At 62.4% G+C, this 26997-nt stretch carries 29 protein-coding genes; 12 read left to right on the top strand and 17 right to left on the bottom strand.

Going from position 1 to position 26997, the window contains the following annotated elements; translation table 11 throughout:
* Window position 1: 1 nt before the first annotated feature.
* From E4K09_RS09185 to E4K09_RS09135, 11 genes are all read right to left on the bottom strand, one after another.
* Window positions 2–790, bottom strand: coding sequence for a CoA-transferase subunit beta (locus E4K09_RS09185; protein WP_134496439.1), 789 nt, complete (start codon window positions 788–790; stop codon window positions 2–4).
* Window positions 791–792: 2 nt separating this feature from the next.
* Window positions 793–1638 carry a CoA transferase subunit A gene (locus tag E4K09_RS09180; protein WP_134496438.1) on the bottom strand — a complete coding sequence of 282 codons (846 nt, stop codon included), beginning with the start codon at window positions 1636–1638 and terminating at the stop codon, window positions 793–795.
* A gap of 11 nt (window positions 1639–1649) precedes the next feature.
* Window positions 1650–2276, bottom strand: a complete 627-nt coding sequence (gene pcaG / locus E4K09_RS09175) for a protocatechuate 3,4-dioxygenase subunit alpha (RefSeq protein WP_134496437.1) — start codon at window positions 2274–2276, stop codon at window positions 1650–1652.
* On the bottom strand, window positions 2276–3001 hold the full coding sequence (pcaH, locus tag E4K09_RS09170; RefSeq protein ID WP_134496436.1) for a protocatechuate 3,4-dioxygenase subunit beta: 726 nt from the start codon (window positions 2999–3001) through the stop codon (window positions 2276–2278). Before pcaH ends, pcaG begins: the two co-directional genes overlap by 1 nt.
* Window positions 3002–3036: 35 nt before the next feature.
* Window positions 3037–3390: a 4-carboxymuconolactone decarboxylase gene (pcaC, locus tag E4K09_RS09165; RefSeq protein ID WP_425293833.1), complete on the bottom strand. Its 354-nt coding sequence runs from the start codon at window positions 3388–3390 to the stop codon at window positions 3037–3039.
* Window positions 3391–3421: 31 nt separating this feature from the next.
* Complete coding sequence (gene pcaD, locus E4K09_RS09160; RefSeq protein WP_134496434.1) at window positions 3422–4216, bottom strand: 3-oxoadipate enol-lactonase; 795 nt, start codon at window positions 4214–4216, stop codon at window positions 3422–3424.
* A 9-nt stretch (window positions 4217–4225) separates the two neighbouring features.
* Window positions 4226–4942, bottom strand: a complete 717-nt coding sequence (locus tag E4K09_RS09155; protein ID WP_134496433.1) for an ABC transporter ATP-binding protein — start codon at window positions 4940–4942, stop codon at window positions 4226–4228.
* Entirely contained in the window at window positions 4923–5687 is a 765-nt protein-coding gene (locus tag E4K09_RS09150; RefSeq protein WP_134496432.1) for an ABC transporter ATP-binding protein, read from the bottom strand. The genes E4K09_RS09155 and E4K09_RS09150 overlap by 20 nt, the downstream gene beginning before the upstream one ends.
* Window positions 5684–6685, bottom strand: a complete 1002-nt coding sequence (locus tag E4K09_RS09145; RefSeq protein ID WP_134496431.1) for a branched-chain amino acid ABC transporter permease — start codon at window positions 6683–6685, stop codon at window positions 5684–5686. The genes E4K09_RS09150 and E4K09_RS09145 overlap by 4 nt, the downstream gene beginning before the upstream one ends.
* A gap of 1 nt (window position 6686) precedes the next feature.
* Window positions 6687–7550, bottom strand: a complete 864-nt coding sequence (locus E4K09_RS09140) for a branched-chain amino acid ABC transporter permease (RefSeq protein ID WP_134496430.1) — start codon at window positions 7548–7550, stop codon at window positions 6687–6689.
* A gap of 89 nt (window positions 7551–7639) precedes the next feature.
* Entirely contained in the window at window positions 7640–8821 is a 1182-nt protein-coding gene (locus E4K09_RS09135) for an ABC transporter substrate-binding protein (RefSeq protein ID WP_134496429.1), read from the bottom strand.
* A gap of 172 nt (window positions 8822–8993) precedes the next feature.
* Here E4K09_RS09135 and E4K09_RS09130 point away from each other — a divergent pair, with 172 nt between their 5' ends.
* The 5 genes from E4K09_RS09130 (at window position 8994) to E4K09_RS09110 (ending at window position 13951) form a co-directional block, all read left to right on the top strand.
* Entirely contained in the window at window positions 8994–9776 is a 783-nt protein-coding gene (locus E4K09_RS09130) for an IclR family transcriptional regulator domain-containing protein (RefSeq protein WP_134496428.1), read from the top strand.
* Window positions 9777–9857: 81 nt separating this feature from the next.
* Window positions 9858–10175: a hypothetical protein gene (locus E4K09_RS09125; protein ID WP_134496427.1), complete on the top strand. Its 318-nt coding sequence runs from the start codon at window positions 9858–9860 to the stop codon at window positions 10173–10175.
* A gap of 54 nt (window positions 10176–10229) precedes the next feature.
* Window positions 10230–12071 (top strand): DEAD/DEAH box helicase, encoded by a 1842-nt coding sequence (locus tag E4K09_RS09120; RefSeq protein ID WP_134496426.1) that lies wholly within the window; start codon window positions 10230–10232, stop codon window positions 12069–12071.
* 341 nt (window positions 12072–12412) lie between these two features.
* Window positions 12413–12640 (top strand): hypothetical protein, encoded by a 228-nt coding sequence (locus tag E4K09_RS09115; protein WP_134496425.1) that lies wholly within the window; start codon window positions 12413–12415, stop codon window positions 12638–12640.
* 126 nt (window positions 12641–12766) lie between these two features.
* Entirely contained in the window at window positions 12767–13951 is a 1185-nt protein-coding gene (locus E4K09_RS09110) for an extracellular catalytic domain type 1 short-chain-length polyhydroxyalkanoate depolymerase (protein ID WP_134496424.1), read from the top strand.
* A 5-nt stretch (window positions 13952–13956) separates the two neighbouring features.
* Here the strand turns inward: E4K09_RS09110 and E4K09_RS09105 are convergent, their stop codons facing one another.
* Window positions 13957–14763: a DUF1194 domain-containing protein gene (locus E4K09_RS09105; RefSeq protein ID WP_134496423.1), complete on the bottom strand. Its 807-nt coding sequence runs from the start codon at window positions 14761–14763 to the stop codon at window positions 13957–13959.
* A gap of 408 nt (window positions 14764–15171) precedes the next feature.
* On the opposite strand from E4K09_RS09105, the gene E4K09_RS09100 reads away from it, so the two are divergent.
* The gene (locus tag E4K09_RS09100; RefSeq protein WP_134496422.1) at window positions 15172–15399 is read left to right on the top strand and encodes a hypothetical protein; all 228 of its coding nucleotides are present in this window, start codon (window positions 15172–15174) and stop codon (window positions 15397–15399) included.
* 12 nt (window positions 15400–15411) lie between these two features.
* On the opposite strand, the gene E4K09_RS31015 is transcribed toward E4K09_RS09100, so the two are convergent.
* From E4K09_RS31015 to E4K09_RS09085, 3 genes are all read right to left on the bottom strand, one after another.
* Window positions 15412–15567, bottom strand: coding sequence for an extensin family protein (locus tag E4K09_RS31015; protein ID WP_134496607.1), 156 nt, complete (start codon window positions 15565–15567; stop codon window positions 15412–15414).
* 184 nt (window positions 15568–15751) lie between these two features.
* Entirely contained in the window at window positions 15752–16372 is a 621-nt protein-coding gene (locus tag E4K09_RS09090; RefSeq protein WP_134496421.1) for a class I SAM-dependent methyltransferase, read from the bottom strand.
* A gap of 2 nt (window positions 16373–16374) precedes the next feature.
* Window positions 16375–16650 carry a YjiS-like domain-containing protein gene (locus E4K09_RS09085; RefSeq protein WP_134496420.1) on the bottom strand — a complete coding sequence of 92 codons (276 nt, stop codon included), beginning with the start codon at window positions 16648–16650 and terminating at the stop codon, window positions 16375–16377.
* 181 nt (window positions 16651–16831) lie between these two features.
* On the opposite strand from E4K09_RS09085, the gene E4K09_RS09080 reads away from it, so the two are divergent.
* From E4K09_RS09080 to E4K09_RS09060, 6 genes are all read left to right on the top strand, one after another.
* Window positions 16832–17533 carry a Crp/Fnr family transcriptional regulator gene (locus E4K09_RS09080; RefSeq protein ID WP_134496419.1) on the top strand — a complete coding sequence of 234 codons (702 nt, stop codon included), beginning with the start codon at window positions 16832–16834 and terminating at the stop codon, window positions 17531–17533.
* A gap of 67 nt (window positions 17534–17600) precedes the next feature.
* Window positions 17601–18608 (top strand): homocysteine S-methyltransferase family protein, encoded by a 1008-nt coding sequence (locus E4K09_RS09075; protein WP_134496418.1) that lies wholly within the window; start codon window positions 17601–17603, stop codon window positions 18606–18608.
* Window positions 18609–18897: 289 nt separating this feature from the next.
* Window positions 18898–19773, top strand: a complete 876-nt coding sequence (locus E4K09_RS28955; RefSeq protein WP_166802230.1) for an ABC transporter substrate-binding protein — start codon at window positions 18898–18900, stop codon at window positions 19771–19773.
* Window positions 19770–23075, top strand: coding sequence for a PAS-domain containing protein (locus E4K09_RS09070; RefSeq protein WP_166802229.1), 3306 nt, complete (start codon window positions 19770–19772; stop codon window positions 23073–23075). The genes E4K09_RS28955 and E4K09_RS09070 overlap by 4 nt, the downstream gene beginning before the upstream one ends.
* Window positions 23075–23440: a response regulator gene (locus E4K09_RS09065; protein WP_134496416.1), complete on the top strand. Its 366-nt coding sequence runs from the start codon at window positions 23075–23077 to the stop codon at window positions 23438–23440. The genes E4K09_RS09070 and E4K09_RS09065 overlap by 1 nt, the downstream gene beginning before the upstream one ends.
* A 5-nt stretch (window positions 23441–23445) precedes the next feature.
* Window positions 23446–24564, top strand: coding sequence for an adenylate/guanylate cyclase domain-containing protein (locus tag E4K09_RS09060; RefSeq protein ID WP_134496415.1), 1119 nt, complete (start codon window positions 23446–23448; stop codon window positions 24562–24564).
* Window positions 24565–24672: 108 nt separating this feature from the next.
* On the opposite strand, the gene E4K09_RS09055 is transcribed toward E4K09_RS09060, so the two are convergent.
* A complete protein-coding gene (locus tag E4K09_RS09055; RefSeq protein ID WP_134496414.1) occupies window positions 24673–26145 on the bottom strand; it encodes a mannitol dehydrogenase family protein in 1473 nt (490 codons plus the stop codon).
* 7 nt (window positions 26146–26152) lie between these two features.
* Window positions 26153–26995: an ABC transporter permease gene (locus E4K09_RS09050; RefSeq protein ID WP_134496413.1), complete on the bottom strand. Its 843-nt coding sequence runs from the start codon at window positions 26993–26995 to the stop codon at window positions 26153–26155.
* Window positions 26996–26997: the final 2 nt, after the last annotated feature.

The raw sequence follows: 26997 nt of genomic DNA, 5'->3' as shown, positions 1-26997 counted from the left end.
GTCATCTCCCCTTCTTGCCGCCATGGGCGCGCTCGGTGCGTGCCTGGAGCTCACGCAGCGTGGTGAGCTCGAGCTCGGTCGGCGGCGGCGTTTCTTCCACACGCTCGGAAAAGCGCACCTTCCATCCGCAGGTATCCTGCACCTGCTCCCGGGTGACGCCCGGATGCATGGATATGACGGTGAATTCCTTGGTTTCCGGATCCGGCTTCCAGAGCGCCAGATCGGTGATCAGGAGCGTCGGCCCCTTCGTCGTGATGCCGAGGCGCTGGCGGTGGTCGCCGCCGTCCCCGTGGCCGAAGGAGGTGTAGAAGTCGATTGTCTCCACCATGCCGCGCGTCGCCTGCTTCATGGTGATGAAGACCTCCTTGCAGGAGGTGGCGATCTCCGGCGCGCCGCCGCCGCCCGGCAGGCGCACCTTGGGCTTGTGATAGTCGCCGATCACCGTGGTATTGATGTTGCCGAAACGGTCGAGCTGGGCGGCGCCCAGAAACCCGATGGAGATTCGTCCGCCCTGCAGCCAGTAGCGGAACATCTCGGGCACCGAAACGGTGGTGAGCGCGGTCTCGCACAACTCCCCGTCCCCGATGGAGAGCGGCAGGACGTTGGGCGCCGTGCCGATGGTTCCGCTTTCATAGATCAGGGTGATGTCCGGCGCATGGGTGAGCCGCGCCACGTTGCAGGCCGCCGAAGGCGCGCCGATGCCGACGAAACACACATCGTCATTCGACAGGGCGCGGGAGGCCGCAATCGTCATCATTTCGTTGGGGGTGAAGTCGGTGATCGTCGCCATGGTCACAGCCCTTTCACACGTTCTGCGAAGGCCTCCGGGCCCGCTTCAAGAACGTTCGTCTTCATCCATTGCATGAACAGATCGCGATCCGCGGAGACCTTGTCCCATTCGAGATAGGCCGCGTTGTCGCGCTCGTAATATCCGTGTGTGTACGACGGGTGCGCGCCACCGGGCACATGGACGATGGACGTGATCGTCCAGTGAGGCAGCACGCAGAGGTTCGGGTGAAGATCGTCGAAGTCATTGACGATCTCCTCGACGGTCACGACAGCGCGCTTGGACGCGAGCACCGCTTCCTTCTGCACGCCGATGATGCCCTCGATGAGCACGTCGCCACGGCTGCTGGCCTTTTGCGCATGGATGAACGCGACGTCCGGCCGGTGGGCCGGAACGGCGGCCAGCTCCTCGCCCGTGAACGGACATGTGACGCTGCGGATTTCGGGATTCACGTCCTTCAGGCCGGCGCCGCGATAGCCGCGAAAGACCGCGCATGGCAGACCGGACGCTCCGGCCTCGTAGGCGTTCGCCATGGCGGCATGGCTGTGCTCCACCGTCTCGATGGCCCGCGGCCAGCCGTTCTCGATGGCGTCGCGCATGCGGCGCAGCAGGCCGACGCCGGGGTTGCCCGCGTAGGAAAAGACAACCTTCTTCACGAGGCCCATGCCGATCATCTGATCATAGATGATGTCGGGGGTCATGCGGATCAGCGTAAGATCCTTGCGCCCCTGGCGGATCGCCTCGTGGGCTGCGGCATGTGGAATAAGATGGGTGAATCCCTCGAAGGCGACAATGTCGCCATCGCGGAGATTATCCCTGACAGCCTCCTGAAGGCTCTGAAACTTCGCCATGCTGGATCCAATCAGATATCGAAAAACACGGTTTCCTTCTCACCCTGCAGATGGATGTCGAAGGTGTAGGTGGGCAGGCCGTTTTCCTCGCTGCGCGATGCGACGAGGGTCGCAACACGAACCTTGTGCTCGATGCGCGCCAGCACGGGGCATTCCGCGTTGGCAGCCGCTTCGTCGCCGAAATACATGCGCGTGTGCAGCCCGATATTGATGCCCCGCGCCACGATCCAGAACGTGATGTGCGGCGCCATGAGCCGACCGTCCTTGTAGGGCACACGGCCAGGCTTGATCGTCTCGAACTTGAACTCGCCCGTCACGCCGTCCGTGGGCTGGCGTCCCCATCCGGTGAAATGCGGATCGGCCTGGCCGCGTTTCTCCTGAGGGCTGTTGTAGAGTCCCTCCGCGTCCGCCTGCCAGATCTCGACGAGGGCATCCTTCAAAGGCGTGCCGCTGCCGTCGAAGATGCGCCCCTTCACGATGATGCGCTCGCCCTTCGTCTCGGGTCCGACCAGGATCAGGCCGAGGTCTTCGTTCCATACTCCGGTGATCTCGACCCAATTCGGCGTGGCTCCGATATGGACGTAGGGCCCTGCGGTCTGGGAGGGAGATTCCTTCAAGCGTTCGAGCTTCTGGACCATCAGTTACCCTCCATGCGGTTCTCGAACATCGTCGAGCGGCGGCCGCGCAGGACGATGTCGAATTTGTAGGCGAGCGCATCCATCGGAAGCGTGTTGTCCCGATCGAGCGCAGCGATCAACTGCTCAACGGCCACCTTGTCGGGAATGGTCGAAACGATGGGACATTGCCAGATCATCGGATCGCCTTCGAAATACATCTGGGTGATGAGGCGCTGCGCGAAGGCCTGACCGAAGACCGAGAAATGGATGTGTGCAGGCCGCCAGTCGTTGACGCCGTTCGGCCAGGGATAGGCGCCGGGCTTGATGGTGCGGAACCAGTATCGTCCCTCCTCATCCGTGATCGTGCGCCCGCAGCCGCCGAAGTTCGGATCGATGGCCGCGAGATAGGTCTCCTTCTTGTGCCGGTAGCGGCCACCCGCATTGGCCTGCCAGAACTCGAGGAGAGCGCCGGGGACGGGACGGGCATTTTCGTCGAGCACGCGGCCATAGACGACGATGCGCTGGCCGATGGGGTCGCCGGTCTTGGCGAAATTGCGGATCAGATCGTTGTCGAGCGGCCCGAGCTTGTCGTGTCCGAACACAGGCCCGGTCATCTCCGAGAGTGTATTGTCAAGCGACAGGAGCGGATATTGCGGGGAGCGCAGGATGGTGGTCTTGTATTGCGGCGCGAAGGCCGGCGGGTGCCAGTTCCTGTCGCGCTGGTAGAATGATCCCTGATCCGACATGGCTGCCCTCCCTGACGAAGCCGCTGTTCTTGCTCTTAAGCCTTTTCCATTTCGTCATAGGCTCTCTTCACGATCTTGAAGGCATGATTGGCGGCAGGCACGCCTGCATAGACCGCCACATGCATGAGAGCCTCGCGGATGTCCTCTTTGGTCGCTCCGGTATTGCGCGTGGCGCGCACATGCATGGCGACCTCCTCGTCATGCCCCAAAGCCGCGAGCAGCGCGATGGTGACGATGGATCGCTCGCGTTTGGTGAAATGCGGGCGCGACCATACCGAACCCCAAGCCCCTTCCGTGATGAAAGTCTGGAAGTCGGCATCGAAATCCGCCATCTGCGCAGTTGCGCGGTCCACATGCGCGTCGCCGAGCACCTGTCGGCGGACCGTCATGCCGGCCTTGTAGCGTTCGCTCTCGTGCCTGTCAGACAAGACCGGCCTCCCGAAGATGTTTCTGAATCAGATGAGTGAGAACCGCAGGCTTCTCGACGCAGGGGATGTGCCCGCATCCGTCGATCACCTCGAATTCCGCGCCCGGGATGAGGTCTGAGGTGCCGCGCACGACATCGGGCGGCGTCGAGCCATCCTGATCGCCGGCCACGCAGAAGGTCGGCGCCTCGATGCGTTCCGCGTCGGACGTCAGGTCCGCGTCACGAATGGCCGCGCAGGTTCCGGCGTAGCCGTGGGCTGGAATACGCACCAGCATGTTGCGCCAGCCTGTCAGCTCATCCTTGCGTGTTTCACGAAAATCCGGCGTGAACCAGCGCTGCAGAACGTTCTCCGCGATCGGCTCGATCCCGCCGTTCTCGACGGCGGCGATCCGTTCCGCCCAGAGCTGAGGCGTTCCGATCTTGGCTGCCGTGCAGCACAGAACGAGCGCCGTCACGCGCTCGGGAGCCCGGACGGCCGCACATTGCGCGATCATGCCGCCGACGGACAGGCCAAGGAGAGCGGCGCTGCCGATCCCAAGCTGATCGAGCAGCGCGAGAAGATCCTCCGTGTGCTCGTCCAGGGTGTAAGGCGCGGGCGGCGCGTCCGAGAGACCATGTCCGCGCTTATCGTAAAGCACGATGCGAAATCGGTCCGCAAAGGCAGGCGCGACCTCCTGCCAGATGCGGAAATCGCTCCCGAGCGAGTTGTTGAACACAAGGACGGGCGCACCGGGTTTTCCGGTGATCCGATAGTGAAGAACGATGCCGTTTGCGCGAATGAATGCCATGCCCACCTCTCAATGCAGCGATCCGACACCGATATAATGCTCGATCAGGTTGTGATCGGCCCGCAGGGCTTCGCTCGCACCCTGCCAGACGATGCGGCCCCTTTCCAGGATCAGCACCGACTCGGCAAAATCGAGGGCGCTCTCCAGGCGCTGCTCCACGAGCAGAATCGTCATCTCGCCGCTTGAGGCCAGGCGCGTGAAGGCTGCCATCAGCTCCTCGCAGATGACGGGAGCCAGGCCTTCGAGCGGCTCGTCGAGCAGAAGCACGGAGGGCCGGCCCAGGATCGTGCGGGCCGTGGAGAGCATCTGCTGCTCGCCTCCCGACAATTGCCAACCGAGGTTGTTCCGACGCTCGTACAGGCGGGGAAACATGTCATAGGCCTCTTGGATGACGCTGCGCGGACGTCCCTTGATCCCGACGATCAGGTTCTCCTCCACCGTGAGCGAACGGAAGATGTCGCGTGTCTGCGGCACGAGCCCGATGCCCTGACGGGCGCGTTCCGAGCTCTTCAGCGACGCCAGATCCTTGCCGTCGACCAGGATTTCCCCGCCGTAGCGCCGATTCATTCCCATGAGACTCGACAGCAGCGTGGTCTTGCCCATCCCGTTACGGCCGAGAATCGACAGACGCGCTCCGGCGCGCACGGAGAACGACACGTCTTCCAGCACGATTGTGGGCCCGTAGCCTGCACTCAGGCTTTTGACGTCAAGCGATGCTGCGGGCATTGGCATAATTCCCCAGGTAAGCTTCGCGCACGCGCGGATCGGCAGCCACTTCGGACGGCAATCCTTCGAAGATGATCTCCCCCGCCGCAAGCACGACCACACGCTTGGCGAAGCGGAATACGAGGTCCATGTCATGCTCGATCATGAGCACGGCGAGGCTCGGCGGAAGGCGCTCCAGAGCCTGCTCGATCCGCGGCGTATCGGCGGAAGGCACGCCGGCGGCCGGCTCGTCGAGCAGAAGCACCTTCGGCTTGAGGGCAAGCGCAATGGCGATCTCCAACAGGCGCTGCTGACCATAGGCGATCTGCCCCACTTTGCGGCGCGCGACCTCATGCAGCCCGAGCGTGGCGAGAATGCCGTTCACCTCGTCCGCGACATGGGAGTTCCCGTGAAATCTGCTCAGGATCCGCGTGGCTTTCCCTTCCCGCTGCAGCACGGCCAGGGTGACATGTTCCTCAGGCGTGAGGTCTGAGAAAAGGCGCGTCACCTGAAACGTGCGCACCAAGCCCTTGCGGACCCGACGGACGGCGCCCAGCTGCGTGATATCCTGTCCGTTCAACAGGACGCGCCCGGCGCTGGGCTTGAGCTGGCCCGTCACGAGGTTGACGAAGGTCGTCTTGCCGGCTCCGTTGGGTCCGATGAGCGCCAGCCGCTCGCCCGCCGGCATCGACAGGGATATGTCGCGGCTGACGGCCAGACCGCCGAAGGACTTGGACAGGTTCTCGACCTGGAAGAGCGCGCTCATGAACTCCTCCCTTTCGAGGCGGACACCTTTTCCATCAGACTGCTCAAGCCGCCGGGCGCCGCCAGCACCACCGCAATCAGCAATGCGCCCACCATCGTCATCCAGTGGAACGGGTTGAAGGCGGACACCACATGCTCGAAACCCATGAAGATCACGGTACCGACCAGGGCGCCATAGAGCGTGCCGAGGCCGCCGAGCACCAGCATGACGAGCGCGTTCGCCGAGAGTTCGAAGCTCACGCTGTCGAGGCCGACAACCTGGGTCGAGATGGCCGCCAGGGCACCGCCCATCCCCGCGACGGCTCCCGAGATCACGAACATCTTCAGCAGAACCGGAAACACGAACGCGCCCATGGCGCGGATGCGGATCGGATCCTGCTTGATACCACGGCACAGCATTCCGAAGGGAGACGCCACGACGAACTTGAGCGCGATGAAGACGAGCAGGAGAAGCGCGAGCCCCATGAGATAGGCCGTGCGCCCCCAGAGATCGAACTCGAAGAGGCCGAAGAGCGGGCTTACCATCAGGCCCGCCAAACCATCGCTGCCGCCGGTATAGGCGGACGCCTTGTTGGCGGCTTCGTGGAACAGCTGCACGATAGCGATGGAGAGAACGAGCTGGGCCAGGCCGTGCGCCCGCAGCATGATGGCGCCCATGAGCAGACCGGCCACGGCGCCGGCCGCCGCCCCGATGGCGATCAGCGTCATGGGCTCCGTCACGCCGTTCACGCAGGCGATGCCCGCCGCGTAGGCGCCGGCTCCGAAAAGGGCCGCCTGCCCGAGAGTCGCAACGCCGCAATAGCCGACGATGAGATCGATCGATAGGACCAGCAGAGCCACCGCGACGATCCGTGTGAGCAGCGCGAGATTGTCCGGGAACAGCCAAAAGCCTGCCGCGCCGCAGGCCGCGATCAGAGCGATCCCGGCGGCGTCACGCCACCAACGACTCCTCGCCTTCGGTCTTGCTGCTACCGTCCCCTCATGAGCGATGATGTGCACGTTACTGAGCCCTTCCGAGGAAGCCGCGCGGGAACAGACAGACGATCAGGATCACGGCGGCGTAGAAGAAGAAGTTGCCGAATTCGGGCATCAGATATCGCCCTGTCGTATCCACCAGCCCGAGCACGAGACATGCGATGAGCGCGCCCGGAATGGAGCCTGCGCCACCGACGGAGACGACCACCAGGAAAGTGACCATGTAGCGCAGGGCATAATAAGGTTCGATGGGCAAAAACTCAGCGCCGACCACGCCTCCGAGAGCGGCAAGCCCGATGGCGATCGCGAAGCTGATGGCATAGACCACCTGCGTGCGCACACCGAGCGCATCGCTCATGGCGGCATTGTCGACGGTGGCCCGCAGCTTGATGCCGAAATCCGTCCGCTCGATCAGATACCACAGGCCGCCGGCCACGACGGCACCGCAGGCGATCACGAACAACCGGTGCGCCGCGATGGTACGGAAGCCCACATCGACCGGCTGGCTCAGAGCCTGCGGAAGAGGAATGGTCTTCAGGGTCGGACCGAAGAAATAGTTGGTGATGCCGATGACGCAGAAGGTGAGGCCAATGGTCATCAGCACCTGGGTCAGTTCGGGACTTCCATAGATCCGCCTATAGAGGAAGCGCTCGAGCGGGACCGAGATCACGATCGTGCCGATGATCGCAAGAAAGATCCCGGCCGCATACCCGAGCCCGAGATCGCGCGCCGCGTAGGAGGCGATATAGCCCGCGATCATCGCGAAAGCGCCGTGCGCAAGATTCACCACCCGCATCAGGCCCATCGTGAGAGACAGGCCGATGCAGATGATGAACAGCACCATGCCGAACGCCAGGGCGTCGATGGCAATGCTGAGAATGGTCTGCATGGAACCCTTCCGCTTGCTCGTTCGGAACTGGATGAAGAGAGTGGCGGACGCCATGGCCACAGGCCGGCGTCCGCGCTGCTCGCATGGTCTTACTGGGTGGCGAGACCGGGATCCTTCTGATCCGGGAAGGTCTGGATTTCCTTGTTGATGTACTTTCCGTCCGCGCCCTTGGCGACCTCGCGCAGATAGATGTTCTGCGTGATGTGGCGCGTCTCGGGCTCAATGCGGACCGGCCCGCGGGGACTCGTCCAGGACAGGCCCTTCACGGCATCCACGGCCTTCTTTGCATCCTGCTTGCCGTCGGTGGCTTCGATCATCTTGTAGATGACGTGCATGCCGTCATAGGCGCCGACCGCCGGGAAGGAGAGCTGGTCCGCCGAGCCGATGGCCTTGGTCGCAGCTTCCACGAACTTTTTGTTCTCCGGGCTGTCATGCGCGACCGAGTAGTGGAACCCGGTCTTGAGGCCTTCCGCCGCCTCGCCGAGAGCCGGCAGGTCGGATTCCTGGGTCAGGTCGCCGGGTGCGTAGAATTTGATGCCCGCTTTCTTGAGCCCCGTCTCGTTGAAAGCCTTCACGAAGCCCAGAGTGGGCGGGCCGGAGGGCAGGAACGCGAACACGCCGGCCGCGCCGGAATCGCGCACGCGCTGCATGATCGGGCTGAAATCCGTGGTGTTCATCGGCATGCGGATGGCTTCGACCACCTGACCGCCGGCGGCCTCGAACGCCTTCTTGAACGCATTCTCGGCATCGACGCCCGGGCCGTAGTCGCTGACGACCGTAATCGCCTTCTTCACGCCCTCGTCGGACGCGATCTTCCCGAGCGGATTCGTGGTCTGCGCCGTCGTGAACGACGTGCGAACCACGAGCGGCGAGGTGTTCATGATCGCCGACGTAGCCGCGTTGAAGATGACGAGGGGCGTATTGGCCTGCGCGAGCAGGGGCGTGATCGCCATGGCGTCGGGGGTGAAATAGACGCCGCCGAGATACTGCACCTTCTCCTTCACCACGAGTTCCTGCGCGAGCGCCCGCGACTGCGCGGGGTTGGCGGCAGGAAGATCGCGGTAGATGACCTCGATGTCGTGGCCTTTTACGGATTTCCCGTTCAGCGCCATATAGGCTTCCACGCCGGCCTGGAAATTCTTGCCCTGCAGGGCGAACGGACCCGAGAACGGACCGATGATGCCGACCTTGACCGTGTCGGCGTATGCGGCGGCGGAGCCGATCAGCAATGCGCCGACCGCTGCACCGAGTATTCTCTTGCCTCGTGTCATCTTCGTTTCCTCCCTGTGAGCCCACGATCTCTGCGACGGACCGCGGTTTATGGCTTAGGCGATCAATTTGTGCGCTTTGCGAACATTGATTACTATATCGAACATGAAGTACGATTTCGTGGCGCGGTGTCAAGACGCCATGAGTCGAACCCGCCAATCTCTGGAGAGATGCATGCAGTCTGATGAGACCGGGAGTCAGGGGAGCGACGATCGCGATTTCGTCGCGAGCCTCGAAAAGGGTCTTCTGGTGATCGAAGCATTCGATGCCAGCCGGCCTCGCCTGACCCTGTCCGACGTGGCCAAGATCACAGGCATCACCCGCGCGGCGGCACGCCGCTATCTGCGCACGCTCACCCGTCTCGATTACGCGGATTTCGATGGCCGCTACTTCTCCTTAAGTCCACGTATTCTCAGGCTCGGCTATGCGTATCTCTCCGCGACGGCACTTCCCACGCGCCTGCAGCCCTTTCTGGAGCGAATATCGGAGGAGACCGGCGAATCGAGCTCGGCGGCGGTGCTCGACGGCGACGACATCGTCTATATCGCCCGCTCGGCCACGCGGCGCATCATGTCCATCGGGTTAGGAGTCGGAAGCCGCCTGCCGGCCTATTGCACCTCCCTGGGCCGGGCGATCCTGGCGTTTCACTCGCCAGAAGCCGTCGAGACCTACCTCAGGCGCGTCAACCTGGAGCCCCGTACGCCCAAGACCATTACAGATAAGGAGCGGCTCCGCGCCGTGCTGGAAGCCACCCGGCAGCAGGGCTACGCAATCGTCAACGAGGAGCTGGAACTCGGGCTTCGCTCCATTGCCGTTCCGCTCGTGCAGAAGGACGGCCAGGTGACGATCGCCCTCAACATCAGCGCCCAGGCCGCGCGCGTGCCTGCCGCCGAGATGGAGGAGCGCTTCCTGCCGTCGCTTCAGGCCGCCAGCGAGGCCCTGCGCTACACCTTGTGACGCCTCAGCCCGGCCGCAGTGATCGAAATGGTCTCCTGCGCGTTAGCAAACAGAGCTAGCTTGAGCGCCGAAGGATATATCATGGTTACCCTTGAGATTGCCGGCAAGGCGGTTGCCGTGACCAATGCCAACCAGGAGCAGGCCCAGGAACTCTTTTTGAGCGAGAGCTTTAAAGATGACCTGAAGTCGTTTAAGAGCGAGGGCCGCTTCCTTTGGGACGGCTCAGCTGCCTTGACAACCAGACCCGCATCCGAAGGCGAAATCGATGCGTTCTACGAAGTTCTGGACGAAGAGGATGAGGACGAGGTCGAAGACGACGAAGACTCTGGCGACATCAACATCGATGTCGTTTTCCTGGTGTCGATCGACGAGATAGACGACGGCGCCGCCTCCGGCTGATCATCCTTATCGGAGCTTGGAAAGCTCCCTCCAACCGGTTCAGCCCCTATTTCCATGCCCTTCCCCCAGACCAATCCGAGCCTCGAGCGTGCGCTTGCCGACCGAGGCTATCTCGAACCCACCCCGGTTCAGGCCGCCGTCCTCGATCAGGACGCCCTCGACCGTGACCTTCTCGTTTCCGCCCAGACAGGCTCCGGCAAGACGGTTGCCTATGGCTTGGCCATGGCTTCGACCCTTCTCGGCGAAGCGGAGCGCTTCGGCGCCCCTCGCGAGCCGCTGGCACTCATCATCGCGCCGACCCGCGAGCTGGCGCTCCAGGTCAACCGCGAGCTGATCTGGCTCTATGGCCCCGCGGGTGCGCGGGTCGTCTCCTGCGTCGGCGGCATGGACGTCCGCCGCGAGCAGCGCGCCCTCGAAGACGGCTGCCATATCGTGGTCGGCACGCCCGGCCGCCTGCGCGACCACCTGGAGCGCGGACGTCTCGACACCTCGAAAATGAAGGTCGTGGTTCTCGATGAGGCCGACGAGATGCTCGACCTGGGCTTTCGCGAGGATCTGGAGTTCATCCTCGACGCCACCCCCGAGGATCGCCGCACGCTCCTGTTCTCCGCAACCCTGCCGAAGAACATCGTAGCCCTGGCCCGCCGCTATCAGCGCGACGCGCATCGCATCGATACCCTGGTTGAAAACGCGCCCCACGGCGACATTGAATACCGCGCCGTTCGCTGCGCGCCGAACGAGACCGAACTCGCCACCGTGAACGTGCTGCGCTTTTACGAGAGCCGGGGCGCGATGGTGTTCTGCCACACCCGTGAGGCGGTGAGGCATCTTCATGCGAGCCTCGTCGAACGCGGGTTCGCGGCCGTTGCCCTCTCGGGCGAGCTCAGCCAGAGCGAACGCAGCCATGCGCTGCAGGCCCTGCGCGACGGACGCGCCCGCGTCTGCGTCGCCACCGACGTCGCCGCGCGTGGAATCGACCTGCCGGATCTCGGCCTCGTGATCCATGTGGACCTGCCCAACGACCATGAAACGCTCCTGCATCGCAGCGGCCGCACGGGCCGCGCCGGACGCAAGGGCGTGTGCGTGATGCTCGTGCCCTATACGCGCCGCCGCAAGGCCGAGCGCCTGATCGATCAGGCCGGCATCGAGGCGACCTGGGTCGGCCCGCCCTCGGCCGATGACATCCGCAAGCTCGACCGTGAGCGCCTGATGCAGGATCCGATGTTCTCGGAGGAGACGACCGAGGATGATCTCGCCATGGCGCAGGTTCTTCTCGCCGAAAAATCGGCAGAGGAGATCGCCAATGCCCTCGCACGCTTCCACCGGTCGCGCCTTCCGGCGCCCGAAGAGATCTTCGATCCCGGTGCGGATCGCGGTCCGCGCGAGCGCAAGGACAAGCGCGAGCGTCAGGACGAGCGCGCCCGTGGTGGACGGGAGCGAGGCCGCGGAGCCCCCGAGGATGGTGCCTACGGCTCCTCCGAGGACATGGTGTGGTTCCGCATGAGCGTGGGGCGCCGCAACAACGCCGATCCGCGCTGGCTCCTGCCGATCATCTGCCGGCTCGGCCATGTGACCAAGAAGGAAATCGGCTCGATCAAGATCTTCGACCGGGAATCGAAGTTCCAGATCGCGAAATCTCACGCGCCGAAATTCGCCGCCGCCGTGCGCAAGGCCAATGATGAGGACATTCGCATCGAGCCTGCCGATGCTCCGCATGGCAAGTCCTGGGACGGTCCCAAGCCCAAAGGCCCGAAAGGCATAGGTGACTTTTCCGAGCGCAAATCTCCGCGAGAGGGCAAGCGCGCTCATGAGCAGAAACAACCTCGCGAGCACAATGGCCCAAAAGACCACAAGCGCCCGAAAGACAAGAAGCGCGCGACCGACAAGCGCCGCTGACAATGCGAAACAGGCCGGAATGCGCCAGCATTCCGGCCTGCTGCTATTTTCGAGTTCGACAAGGAGCGACGCATCGGTCCCTTGGCCACGCTGCTCTTCACCCCGCGCCTCACGGGGGACGCCTCCACCATGGCAGCCCAGGCATCTCCTGGAAGCTCCCAAAGCGATCGGCCTTGATCCTCATCAAGAATGCTCAAGCTGCAAATCGCCATATCCAGGGCGGATTACCCTTACTTTCCAACCCTGTAACAAAATCCACTCTCTGGGCGGAGAGCAGACAGAGGGGCCGGAAGGCGGTAGATTCTGTTTCGTACCGTAGGGGCAAAACAATGAAACCCGACATGGACTTGATCTGCGCACTCACGTCGTTTTCCGTTGGCACGCTCGATGGGCGGGACGCCATGATGGTGATCGAGATGGCCACCACGCCGGAGGAGTACGAGCAGGGGGGGCGCCGGCAGATGCCGGTCGCCATGACGGCCGAGCATGCACGCGAGCTGGGTGAGGCGCTGCTGCTGGCCGCCAGGGCTGCTCTGATGGGCGACACGCCTTCATACGCCCTCAACTGATCAAGATGCGTCTCATCGGCTTCTCCTGCGGGAGGCCAATATGCTGCGCTGCAATATAAACTTTTGCATCGCAACGGAGCCGCTGGTCTGGCGTTATCCCTTCCTTAGAACCAGAAGGATAACCCGATGCAGCGCCTGGGAAACATGATCCGCCAATTGGCCCTCCACCGGAGCCATTGGGAAGGATTGATGAAAGCCGCAGCCACAAGCGCGGCACCGCTCGAGCCGTCGGAAGCGTCTCCAAGTCGCCTAACCGAAACCGGCACGTTCGGCAGCAATCCGGGCAATCTGCGCATGTTTGCTTATGTGCCGCCGGAACTCCCCCCCTCTCCGGCTCTGGTCGTGGTTCTCCACGGCTGCACCCAGAATGCGGCCGGATACGATCTGGGCTCTGGATGGTCGGTCCTGGCCGAGCGCTATGGTTTCGTCGTGCTCTTCCCCGAGCAGAAGGAGGCCAATAATCCCAAACGCTGCTTCAACTGGTTCCAGAGCAGCCATATCGAGCGCGAACGAGGGGAAGTCGCCTCGATCCGGCAGATGGTCGAGCGCGCCGTCCGTGACCACGGCATCGATCGTGATCGTGTCTTCGTCACCGGGTTGTCGGCAGGCGGGGCCATGACAGCCGCCATGCTGGCCACCTACCCGGAGGTGTTTGCAGGCGGAGCGATCATCGCGGGTCTGCCCTACCGATGCGCCACCAGCGTCTCGGAGGCCTTCGAATGCATGTTCCAGGGGCATACGCGACCTGCGAGGGAATGGGGCGACCTGGTACGCCACGCCTCGCAGCACCAAGGCCCCTGGCCCAAGGTATCCGTCTGGCATGGCAGCGCAGACACCACCGTGAAGCTCGTGAATGCGGGCGAGATCATCAAGCAATGGACGGACGTTCACGGGATCGCCTCATCTCCCAGCCGGAGTGAGATGGTCGACGGCTATCCGCGCCGTGTCTGGACAAACGATGTTGGCGAGGATGTAATCGAGGAATACATCATCAGCGGCATGGCCCATGGCACGCCGCTCGCCACCGGGGACGGCGACGACCAGTATGGCGTCCCGGGTCCGTTCCTGCTCGAGGTCGGGATTTCTTCGAGCTATCACATCGCGAAGTTCTGGGGGCTCACGGAACGCGTTGTGTCGCCCCGACGATCAAGCGCTTCGTCGAAGCTGGATGCAGATCGTCCTTCTCACTCCCAAGCTCACTCCGAAGCGAGAAACGATAGCAACCACCACGGGACGAAGGCGCCGTCATCGCCCTCCGAACTGGGTGCCGTGATCGCACGGGCGTTAAAAGCAGCGGGCCTCATGCGCTGAAGGCGTCATGGGTTCTTCTGAACGCTGAGACCATCGTCCGTTCTCTTCTCCCCGGTCACGCAGTTCATGCGTGACTGCGCCGGAATGACCTTCGGCTTCTCGTCCGTGTTCCCAGCAATCTCACGCATGATCTTGGTCCGGATGGCCATTGCGAACTGCTCGGGGTCGTGCAGTGGGATCATGAACGAGCCAGCGCCGCCGATCACGCACTCTCGGTAATAGACATCGAGCCCATCCATCTCCGGGCTGTTCTGAGCCCGCCCGAACATGATCGGCAACCCGTTGATGACGATGCCCTCAGCGACGGCCTCGTCCCGCGCGAGCTCCACCTTGCGTCCGTCGTTGTTCGGTCCGTCGCCCGAGACATCGATCACACGACGCGCGGAGATCCCACCGACCTGCATGAAGAGATTGCGGCTGAAGTCGATCATACCGGAAATCGATGTCATGCCGGCTTGGCGGATCGGTTTGCTGGTGAGGCTGTCGGCAAAGGCATTCGCTTTTGCCGACCCGTCGATCACGGTCCAGGGCACGAGCACGGTTTGATCCTTGGCACCAGACCATTCGACATAGGTCACGGCGATCCGGCCTGCTGCACCATTCCGAATGGCCTCGTGCACCAGGGAGGAGCGAAAGGCTTCCGCAAAGCCCGCACGCTGGAGACCCTGCTCCTCCGCTTCCATGGAGGAGGATATGTCTACGGCGAGAACGAGAGCGACATCGAGCTGGGGTTCGGCGAAGGCCGGCGTTCGATCGAGAATAGCGCCAGCGAGAAAGATGACTGCAAGAGTCCACCGGAAATGATGAAGCATTATGACCTCCGTCCTCTTCTCAGTTGACGCGATCGAGGCCCCCTGCCCTCCACTCAACGCGCTAAGCTGGACTTTGATACGCCGTGAAAGCGAATAAAGATCGGCGACCTTGCAAGCCGAATGAAGGCAACGTCGCTCAAGCCGCTCTTGAAAGGGGGCCTTGCTCCCTGACAGGTCGATTCGCATGGGACGCCATCCGGCATGACCTTGACATTCCGCTGATGCCCCATGCCCGTTGTCGACAATGGCGGATCTGGCGTGCACAGCCCCACGGCTGACCCTATTCGGGCGTATATTTGATTTCTCGGCCATGCAACAAAATCCACTCTCTGGGCGGAGAGCAGACAGAGGGGCCGGAAGGCGGTAGATTCTGTTTCGTACCGTAGGGGCAAAACAATGAAACCCGACATGGACTTGATCTGCGCACTCACGTCGTTTTCCGTTGGCACGCTCGATGGGCGGGACGCCATGATGGTGATCGAGATGGCCACCACGCCGGAGGAGTACGAGCAGGGGGTGCGCCGGCAGATGCCGGTCGCCATGACGGCCGAGCATGCACGCGAGCTGGGTGAGGCGCTGCTGCTGGCCGCCAGGGCTGCTCTGATGGGCGACACGCCTTCATACGCCCTCAACTGATCAAGATGCGTCTCATCGGCACGCCCGATAGGCGCCCATGTCGAAATGACAATAGTCGCGGTGCGCCTCGTTGTCATCGGGGCTGAGTACGACGTCGAAGAAGAAGCAGGCCTCGCCCGGCACAGCTCTCAAGGAGGGCCGCGTGGCGGGGCCTGCTTCCGTTTCAATCGGGCGCCACGGTCACCTCCTGCCCATCAACGAGAGGCCAGAAATGTTGGTGGGTTGATTGTCCCCTGCCCGCTTCGGCGGCCTGCTATGCGATGATTGATGGTGCAGCAGGTAACGGTGCCTTGATGAAGGGCATGCTACCCATCTTGGCCGGGATGTCGGCTTGCTCCACCTCCACTCACCTTCAAGAGAGCTGCGCGATTCCGCGGCAGTGGAAGCCGAGCACACGCGGGGCTCCTCCGAGGTAATACTCCTCGATATCCTGGATGGAAAATCCGGCTCGTTGAAGAAGCTCTGTCACGGGCCGCGTGAGATTGCAGCCGACCGCCAGCGAGCGCCAGATCGGATTCAGGCGGCGCTGCCAGCGCGCGACGTCCTCTTCGGGGGATAGTCCATGCTCCAGGAAAAGAACCTTGCCGTCCGGTTTGAGGACACGCCTCACCTCCTTCAGCGCGCGGTCAGGGTCGTCGACCGAGCACAAGGTATAGGTGATCACCGCGGTGTCGACGGTGTAATTCTCCAGGGGCAGTGCCTCGGCGGGAGCCCGCACGACCTCCAGAGGAACACAGCTGTTCCGATGCCGCGTCTCGCCAAGATGCAGGAATGCATCGTTCGGATCGACCCCGATCACCTTGGTAACGGTGAGAGGATTATAAAACGGCAGGTTCAGCCCTGGTCCCATGCCGATCTCAAGCACCACGCCTGTTGCGAGAGGAATGACCCTTTCGCGCTCTGCCGTTATGTCGTCCATCGAACAGAGACAGCTGACGAATTTTGGGCCGATATAGCGAGAGTAGATGCTCATGTTCACTCACCGTTGGGAAGAAATCTGAGAAATCTCGGGCGTGCGCGGGGAGAGCCTCGCCAGCCGTAATAGACATCGAATGGCTCAAGCCCGGTGTCCTGCAGCATCCGCCCATCAAGTCGCGCCAGCTGCCGACGGCTTCGCGCGCGCACCATGGCTTTCTGCATGAGCGCTCTGAAGGAACGGACCAGCTGGACGATGTTCCCCATGGCGGCATGGGCATTCGAGCGGCCATCTGAGGTCTCGACGCCGCTGATGAAGGCGGTATTCCGCATCATGGCATGCCTCCCAGCGTGTTTGATGCTAGATTGGACCCGACCGCGGTCCCGCTGATGCCGATGAAGGTAACCTATGACGGCTGATCATCGGCAGGTTTGATGGTAGGGCCTCTGTGCTCCGCCTTCTGTGACCGAGGTCACATTGTGGTCGCCGTCGTCGCCAGTGCCGAAAGGGGTCGCCATGGCCGGTCCGCACAACCTCGCGCTTCTGCTCAAGGCCAACCCTTTCTTCGCGGGGCTCGGGGATGAAGCGATCAGAGCCATCGCGGTCCTGTGCGTGCACAGGCGTCTCGATCCGGGCGAGACGCTCTTTCTCAAAGGCGATCCGGGGGACGCGCTCTATGCCGTGCGGCGTGGGCAGATCCGCATCGAGACAAGCAGTTCTTCGGGCAGGCGCCTGACGCTGAATCTGCTTGGGCCGGGCGATGTGTTCGGCGAAGTTGCCTTGCTTGACGGCCGTCCCCGCACTGCCGACGCGGTCGCGGCCGAACCGACGGAGCTCTATACGGTTCTGCGGCGCGATTTCTTCGGCCTTCTCGAGCAGCGTCCCTCGGTCTCGATCCGTATCATCGAGCTGCTCTGCGAGCGCATTCGCTGGATGAGTGCGCAGATGGAGGAGAGGGCCTTGTTGCCGCTGGAGGCCCGGCTCGCTCATCGCCTTGTTGCGCTGAGCGAGGATTATGGCCATGAGCTGCATGTGAGCCAGGAGGAACTGGCCATCTTCGTCGGAGCGACGCGCGAGAGCGTCAACCGCCAGCTTCAGAGCTGGCGCCGGCTGGGATGGATCGAGTTGAGCCGCAACTGCATTCGCGTGCTCCATCCATCCTGCCTGTATCATCCCGCCGACAATGATCCCAGCGCCCTCACACATCCTCCCGTGTGATCCATCTCACAGAAGAACGCACCCTCCTCCCGCAAGATGCAGGCCTCGGACAGAGGGGAGATGAACCATGGCCCTGCATCGATCCAGCCTTCCGCAACTCTCGGGCGGCGACTTCCTGACCGATGGCGGATTGGAAACCAGCCTTGTCTTTCATCATGGGATCGATCTTCCCTGCTTCGCTGCCTTCCCGCTCGTGATGAGCGAAGGCGGGCGCAAGACGTTGAGAGGCTATTTCAAGCCTTATCTCGAAACCGCCAAGAAGCGGAACATCGGCTTCATTCTCGATACCGTCACATGGCGCACGAACACGGATTGGGGGGCTAGGCTCGGCTATTCCTTGCAGGACCTCGCAGAAGTTCAGCGCATGTCGGTCATGTTCGCCTGTGAGCTTCGGGACGACTACGCGACGGAGAGAACGCCGATCATCATCAATGGCATTCTTGGGCCGCGCGGCGACGGGTACAAAGCCGACGCCACCATGACGGCCGGGGAAGCCGAGCAATATCATGCGCCTCAGATCGAGGTCTTTCGCGACACGGCGGCGGACATGGTAAGCGCGATGACGCTCACCTATCCAGAGGAGGCCATCGGAATCGTCCGCGCGGCGCAAGCCCACGGGATGCCTGTCGCGATTTCATTTACCCTGGAGACCGACGGACGTCTGCCATCCGGCCACACGCTTGAGGAGGCCATTCGGAGAGTGGATGCAACGACCGGATCAGGGCCGATCTATTACATGATCAACTGCGCCCATCCGACACATTTCGAGAGCACGGTCATGAGTGCGGGCGCGTGGCGTGAGCGGATCAAAGGCATCCGAGCGAACGCCTCCAGCTTGAGCCATGCCGAACTTGATGCGGCCACGGAACTGGACCCGGGAGACCCGGAAGATCTTGGACGCCGCTACCGGGCCCTGCGCGACGAGTTGACACAAATGCGGATTCTGGGGGGCTGCTGCGGGACGGATCACCGGCACATCATCGCGATCTGCGAGGCCTGCAATCCCTCTGCGACACGATCCAGCGACACGTTTGCACGCAGGCGCGATGAAGAGGAGATTGCCACTACGTTATAACAGAACTAACCCTTAAGGAGTGGGAGAACCCAAAAGAGTTGGGAACCGCTGGATTGGAGCATAGTATGGTCTGACCAGCGAAACTCACAAGCAAGGCATAGGCCCGCGGCACGCAGTGAGAAGGAAAGCCTCCGCCAAAGGCAATCGAACGTTCAGACGATCGGATTATGCCATGTTAAGACGTTTCGACCAGGCACGATCTCGGATGCGGGAAGTAGCACTTACCTGCCTTGCTGCCTTCGTCCTGGTCATATTTCAGCCGGCGGAAGATGTTCATGCGCAGGAGGACTTGAAAAGAGTTCTCCATATCGACTCCTATCATGCTGGCAACCAATGGAACGACGGGATCTTCGCCGCTCTCAAGGAAACCCTGAGCGGGAAGGCAATCGACCTCCGCGTCTTCCATATGGACACGAAGCGGCGGCCATCGGAGGGCGAAATTCAAGCATCCGTCCGGGAGGCCCTTCGAACGATCGACGAGTTCAGGCCGCATGTGGTCACGGTCAGCGACGACCCCGCGGCGCAATACCTCGTCATGTCCCATCTGCGTGATGCTGCGGTCCCGGTCGTGTTCTGCGGTTTGAACTGGGATGCCTCCACCTATGGCCTGCCTTACCGCAACACCACCGGAATGGTGGAGGTCTCTCCCATCCCGCAGATCCTGAACTTGCTGCGCCGGCATGCGCGCGGATCAAGGCTTGGTTTCCTCGCCGAGGATACGGAAGTCAAACGCAAGGAGCTGACATATCACGAACGGCTTTTCGGGATCGTCTACGACAAGACCTATTTCGTGAAATCACACGCAGCCTGGAGGGAGGCTTTCCTGCGAGCGCAGAAGGAAGTCGACATGCTCATGATCCTGGGTGTCGGCGCGGTCCCTGACTGGAACCCAGCCGACGCCAGCCGCCTCGCGGAGGAGAAGAGCGAAGTTCCGAGCGGCACTGATTTTGAATGGCTCACGGCCGTGAGCCTCATCGGCGTGGTGAAGAGCCCCCAGGAACAGGGACGCTGGGTCGGTCAGGCAACGCTTCGCATCCTGGAAGGCGTTCAGCCCAGCGACATTCCTCTCTCGTACAATCGCGACGGCGAATTGTTCTTCAACGACCGGATCGCCAGAAGGCTTGGAATCAAGGATCTCCCTCCCCTCGCCAGGGCCGTTCCATGACAAGCCTCAGGTCGACTGAAACCCGCAAGGTCTCCAGCCCCAAACGCTCGCTCACTCTCCTGACGCTTCGCAAGATTGCGATCCGCATCAGCCTCGTCGTCGCCGCCGCCACCATCATGAGCTACTGGCACGTGAAGACAGGCTTCGAGCAGCAGGCGACAGAAAGCCTGGAGCGCTATGTCGAACAAAGGCGGGTGCGGGAAAGCGCCATTTTCGACCTTGCCAGCAGCAATATCCGCACCTTCTCGGACAGTTATCTCCGTGAAATCAGTCAGATGGACCCGCAAGGGGCCGAGCAGCGTTTCGCTGCGCTCTTCGAGCAGCGTGCCGACGGGACGACTCGGCTGACGGAGAACGTCTTCAGAACCTATGGCGTCACAGGGTTCATCGGCAAGCATGTGATGCTCGAACGCGACCTCAAGCGGCGTCTCGTTGTGGCCTTCGACCTAATCACGCAATTCGGTCCCGCCTGGAAGAGCCAATTCGCCAATCTCTACGTGATGACCCCGGAAGGTGCGGTGCTCATGTACTGGCCCGACCAGCCTTGGGCCCTGCGCGCGGGTGACTGGGAGATCTCGGGCAAGCTGCACCTGCTTTCAGACAAGAAGGATGGAGTCCTCGTTGCCAACACGCCTTCCACAGGGAATTCCATCAAGGAGCGTTGGTCCGAACTCTATTTCGATTACGGCATCAACGACTGGCTTGTGTCGGTGACGCGCCCTGCTCTGCTGGACGGCCGACCCGCGATCCAGATCGGTCAGGACATTCTCGTCCACGACCTGATCGGGCGCGCCGTGAGCACGGATTTGGACGGCACATACAACATCCTCTTCTCCGAGGAAGGGCGGATCATCGCGCATCCCCGCTTCATGGATGCCATTCAGGCACGCAGCGGCTCCTTGCCCATTTCGGACACCGGCGATCCGCAGCTCGAGGAAATTCATCGCCTGACCATCGATCGTCCGCCGCAGCAGACGATCGTTCGCAGCGACAGCACCAACCAGGTGATCGCGGTCACGAAGCTCAGTGGTCCAGCCTGGACTCTCGCCACCGTCTACCCGCTGGATCTTGCCGCCCAAAGTGCCTGGAAGACGGCCCGGCTCATTCTCCTCATGGGCGCGCTTGCCCTGGTACTCGAGATCGCCATTCTGAGCTCCACATTGCGAAGCCAGATCGCGGTTCCTCTCCGGCTGCTGGTGCGTGCGACCAGTTCCGTGGCCAAGGGTCAGTTCAAGACCCACCTCAACCTGAAGCGGGACGACGAGATCGGCGAGCTGGCGGAGGCTTTCACCACGATGGCCCGGCAGATCGACGCTCGCGAAACCGCACTCAGCGAGCGCAGCGCGAGCCTCGCCAAGCTGAACGAGGAACTGGCCCACGAATTATCCGAACGCGAACGGGCCGAGCGCGAGCTTGCACGTCACCGTGAGCTCAATGCGCTTCTCGACACAATCGATTATGGCATCCTCTTCTTGAGCCCCGACTTGAAGATCCGACTCGCGAACCGTGCCTATAAGGAAATGTGGGTCGTCCCGGAGTCGCAACTCGCAAAGGGCACTCCCATCCGTGACGTCATTGCCCATCACAGCAGGGCCATGGGCATCGAGACCGAATACGAGGATGCCTTCATCGAACGCAGCATGGAGGATATCCGGCATTGCGACGAGTCTCCGATCGAGATCCAGTCCCCGAACAACCACGTGCTCCGATACCACTGCGTGGCCCTGGCCGATGGCGGGCGCATGCTCACCTATGTGGACATTACCGAGCAAAAGCGAGCTCTCGACGCGATCGCTCTCGCCGAGCAACGGCAGCGGCGCCTTCTGGAGCTTGCCCCGTTCCCCCTTGTGGTCACACGGATGTCGGATGGCCGCATTCTCTATGCCAACGCCCGCACGGCGGAGGCGATCGGACTCACCCAGGAAGAGTTGCGGGGAACAGCCGCGCCGAACTATTACGCGAACCCTGCTGATCGAGAGCGGATCTTGAGAATCCTCTCGCAGGAGGGCCGCGCGCAGGATGTGGAAGTCCTCCTGCAGCGCCACGATGGGAGAAAATTCTGGGCCTTGGTCAACGCGAGCTTCGCCGATTACGAATCCTCCCCGGCGCTCCTTTTCGCCTTCAACGACATCACGGAGCTGAAGCAGCGAGAGACGCAGCTCAAGCAGGCGAAGAAAGAAACCGAAGCGGTACTGCGCGACCTCAACGCGGTCCTCGAAACCATTCAATATGGCATCCTGTTCCTCGATCCTGATTTCCACGTCCGCCTTGCCAACCGCGCTTACCGCGAGATCTGGCAGATGCCCGAGGGGTTCTACGATAAACCTCGCTCCCTGGAAGACGACATGGAGAAGAGCCGGAAACTGGGCAGCTACGACGTATCCGACGAGGATTGGGAAGCCTACAAGGCGAAGCGGATCGGGGAGATCAAGAGCGGCGTCACCACCATGACCGAGATGCGCCTGAAGAACGGTCAGGTTCTTCAGTATCGCATCATTGCCCTCCCGGACGGCGGGCGCATGCTGACCTATTTCGACATCACCGATCTGAAACGGTTCGAGGATGTTCTGCGGCAGGCGAAGGAGCAGGCCGAGGAGGCAAGCCAGGCCAAGTCACGCTTCCTGGCGAATGTGAGTCACGAGCTCCGCACGCCGCTCAATGCGGTGCTCGGCTATACCGAACTGTTGATCGACGGGCTTTATGGCAGCCTTCCTGAAAAGGCGCACGGCGTTCTCACCCGCGTGCAGATCAACGGGCGGCATCTCCTCGCCCTTATCAACGACATCCTCGATCTTTCCAAGATCGAGGCGGGAGAGCTTCTGATTGCTGCCGAGCCCTATTCGGTTTCGGATCTCGTCCACGCCGTTGTGACGACCGCGGAGCCCCTCGCCAAGGCGAAGGGCATCGTCCTGAAAGTTTCGATCCCCGAGGCCCTTCCCTTGGGCAGCGGCGATGAGCGCAGATTGACCCAGGTTCTCGTCAATCTCGTCGGCAATGCCATCAAGTTCACCGATCATGGTTCGGTCGAGGTGATCGCCGGCGTTGAGGACGGACGATTGAAGATCGCCATAAAGGACACCGGAATCGGCATCTCCCCCAAAGACCAGAAGCTCATCTTCGAGGCTTTCCAACAGGGCTCCAACGCGGTGAACGGAGGCACCGGCACAGGTCTCGGCCTCGCAATCTCGAAGCGCATCGTTCAGATGCACGGCGGCACGATTCATGTTCATTCGGATGTGGGCCAAGGCTCGACCTTCACGATAGACCTGCCACTGGACACGCGTGTCACGGAGGCTGCCTGATGAGCAAGCGGATCCTGATCGTAGAGGATACGGAGGACAATCGGCGCATCCTGCGCGACCTCCTGGCACATTCGGGATTCGAGATCTGCGAAGCGCATGACGGTAGAGCGGCCGTGACGGCAGCCGCGGAGTTCAAGCCCGATCTGATCCTGATGGACATTCAGCTTCCCATTCTCGACGGGTATGAGGCGATCCGGCACATCAAGGCCAACACTGCGACCCAACCGCCACCCATCATCGCGGTGACGTCCTATGCTCTTTCGGGAGACGAGGAGAAGGCCTGGGCGGCCGGCTGCGACGGCTACATCGCCAAGCCCTTCAGCCCTCGTCAGATTCTCGCGAAGATCCGCGAACTTCTGGAATGATCGCTATGCGCGAGCGCCCTCTCCTTCTGGTGGTCGACGATATCGAGGAGAATATCGAGATTGTCCGGGTCCGTCTGGAGGCCCAAGGATACGATGTCGCGACAGCCTCCAATGGACCCGAGGCTCTGGAGCAGGCAGGCCGCCTCCGGCCCGATCTGGTTCTGCTCGATATCATGATGCCTGGAATGGACGGGATCGAAGTCACCAAGCGCCTCAAGAGCGATGAGGCTCTTCGTGCCATCCCGATCATTCTGCTGACAGCCAAATCCAGCATCAAGGATGTGGTCGCAGGTCTCGATGCGGGAGGCGACGATTATCTGACGAAGCCCTTCGAACCGACAACCCTCGTGGCACGGGTGCGCTCCCTGCTGAGGATCAAAACACTCTACGATACGGTCCAGGCGCAAGCAGCGGAACTGGCCGTTCTGAACCAGGACCTGCAGACGCGCGTGCAGCAGCAGGTGCAGGAACTCGAGCGGCTGCGTGACCTCAGGCGCTTCCTGGCTCCCCAGATCGCCGACATGATTGCCTCGAAAGGTCGCAATGCCGAAATTCTAGAGCATCACCGCCGGGAAATCGTCGTGCTCTTCTGCGACCTGCGCGGCTTCACCAGTTTCGCCGAGATTGCCGCACCCGAGGAGGTGATGGCTCTGCTGAAGGCCTATCATTCGACGCTCGGCCCCCTGATCCATTCTGCGGAGGGAACACTTGAACGCTTCACGGGCGACGGGATGATGATCTTCTTCAACGACCCCATCCCCTGTCCTGATGCGGCTGCCCGCGCGGTACGGCTCGCCGTCGCAATGCGCGACAAGATCCAGGCGCTGGCGCACGACTGGGGTCTGCGCGGCTATTCGATCGGGTTCGGGATCGGGATCTCGCAGGGCTATGCGACGCTTGGCCGGATCGGTTTCGAAGGCCGTTTCGATTACGCGGCGATCGGCACCGTGACGAATGTCGCAGCCCGTCTCTGCTCGGAAGCGCGCGATAACCAGATTCTGGTGACTCAGCGCATCGCAGCCGAGGTGGAGGATTTCGCCACGACGATCTCTCTCGGCGACTTTCCGCTGAAAGGCTTGAGCCGTCCTGTCCCGATCTACAACGTCGAGGGCCTCAAGATCTGACGGGCCAGAGCATCAAACGCACAAGTGGGAGCCGGCTTTGCGTGAAAAGATGCTCGCAAACCAAAAGCCTAAAGCACCGGGCGTGAGTTCGATGTCTCGCCCGATGCTTTAGGCCCATTCCGCGACGGTCCTCTTGGCGCCCTGCGCATAGAGTCGCGCCAAGGCCATGCCGACCGGTCCGGTGAAACGCGAATCGCCGGGGAGGTCGTCACCGAAGATCTCCCGCAGCGCGAGCAACTCGGTGGCCAAGCGCTCCGGGGAGCCTCCGGCCCGATCCGCCGTCTCCCGCAGGCGCGCGGCCATCGGGTCGCGCACGTCGATGGGCGCTCCCCTCTCGTCGATGCCGGTCACGTAGCGCATCCACGCCGCAACGCCGAGCGCGAGCCGGCTGATGGGCGCATTTTGCCGCAGGCGGTCGCGGACCGTGCCGAGCAGGCGCTGCGGCAGCTTCTGCGAGCCATCCATGGCGATCTGCCACGTCCTGTGTCGGAGAGCGGGATTCTTGAATCGTTCGATGAGGGCGCGCTTGTAGGCGTTGAGATCCGCGCCCGCAGGCATGTGGAGCGTCGGCGTCACCTCGTCGTTCATCAGCCCGCCAATCAGGCGCTCGAACGCAGGATCGGCCATGGTGTCCGCAACCGTCTCGTAGCCGGAGAGATAGCCGAGATAGGCCAGCGTCGAGTGGCTCCCGTTGAGGAGCCGCAGCTTCATATGCTCGTAAGGCTCAACGTCCGATACGAACTCCGCGCCAGCGTTCTCCCAGGCCGGGCGGCCCTGCGGGAACCGGTCTTCGATGATCCATTGCGTGAAGCGTTCCGTCACCACGGGCCATGCGTCGGTGACACCCAATGCCTCACGGATGCGCCTGCGATCCTCGTCGCTCGTCGCGGGAACGATTCGGTCGACCATGGTTGAGGGGCAGGACACCTCATCCGCCACGAACCGCCCGAAAGTGGGATCGCACAATTCCGCAAACCGCGTCAGAACACGTTTGACCGTTCGTCCATTCGAGGGAAGGTTGTCGCAGCTGAGGACCGTGAAGGGGGCAACGCGTGCGATCCGCCTCCGGCGCAAGGCTTCGAGGATGAAGCCCGGAGCCGACCGGGGCAGATGCGGGTTCTGCAGATCGTGCCGGACGTCCGGATGCGATTCGTTCAGCGTTCCTGTCGCGGGATCGTGGCAATAGCCCTTCTCGGTCACGGTCAGCGAGACGATCCGTGTTCTCCGGTCCGCCATGACGCGCAGAAGATCCTCTACGGCATCGGGAGCGACGATGACGCGCTGGACCGAACCGATGACCCGCAATGCCTCTCCCTCGCCGGAGCGGACGGAGAGGGTATAGAGACCGTCCTGAGGCGCCAGCGCATCGTAGGTATCCGGACTGCGCAGGCTGGCAGCCACGATTCCCCAACCTGGATCCTCAGCCAGGATCTCATCGACATACACGGCCTGGTGCGCGCGGTGAAACGCGCCCACGCCGAGATGCACGATGCCTGCGGTCACGGCCCGGCGATCGTAGCGAGGGCGCTCGACGGCAGGCGGCAGGTCGGCAAGGGTCTCTTCGTTCAGGCGCTTCGGCATGACATCCTCAATGGGCGGGCTGCTGCTTCGCGCGGGTGACGATCTGCGTGGGATTCACGAAGCGCAGCGCGATGACGAGCCATACCAGCGTGGTGGCCATGTAGACCACGGCCATGGCATCGATGGATTGCACGGCGCGCACACCTGCGGCGAAGACTGCATAGTAGAGCGCCACGACGAGGGTCTGGCTCGTCGGCCCGGCGACCAGGAAGGTCAGCTCGAACATGGCGATGGTGCGCACCAGAACCAGCAGGAGCGCCGCCAGGATGCCTGGCAGCAGCAGCGGCAGGAGCACATGGATGAAGAGCTTGAAGGTGTTCGCTCCGAACACCCGGGCCGCCGCTTCGACCTTTGGATCGATCTGCTCGATGAACGGGATCATCACGAGGATGACGAAGGGCACCGTCGGGACCAGATTGGCCACGACAACGCCCCAGAACGTGCCAGCCAGTCCCGTCTGGTAGAGAACGGTCGCCAGAGGAATGCCGAACGTGATCGGCGGAATGAGGAGAGGCAGCAGGAACAACAGCACCAGAAGGCGCTTGCCGGCGAAGTCGCGGCGCGCGAGCGCATAGGCGGCCGTGACGCCGAGCGCCCCCGAGATCAGAACCACCAGTCCGACCACCTGAAAGGTGACGATCAGCACGTCCCAGAGCTGGAACTCGTTCCAGGCGGACGTATACCACCGGGTCGTCCAGCCGAGCGGCAGCCATGTGCCGAGCCAGCGGGTGGCGAAGGAACTCGTCACCACCGTCGCGATCATGGCCAGAAGATTGATGACGAAGAAGCCCACGAGGCTCCAGACGGCCACCGCCCACAGCTTCGCGCCAAGTGTCGTGTCGCGGATCATCA

It is taken from the genome of Microvirga pakistanensis (genome assembly GCF_004458765.1).
GTDB lineage: Bacteria > Pseudomonadota > Alphaproteobacteria > Rhizobiales > Beijerinckiaceae > Microvirga > Microvirga pakistanensis.
The sequence above is the reverse complement of the archived record's forward strand: the minus strand, read 5'-3'. Positions and strand labels throughout refer to the sequence as shown.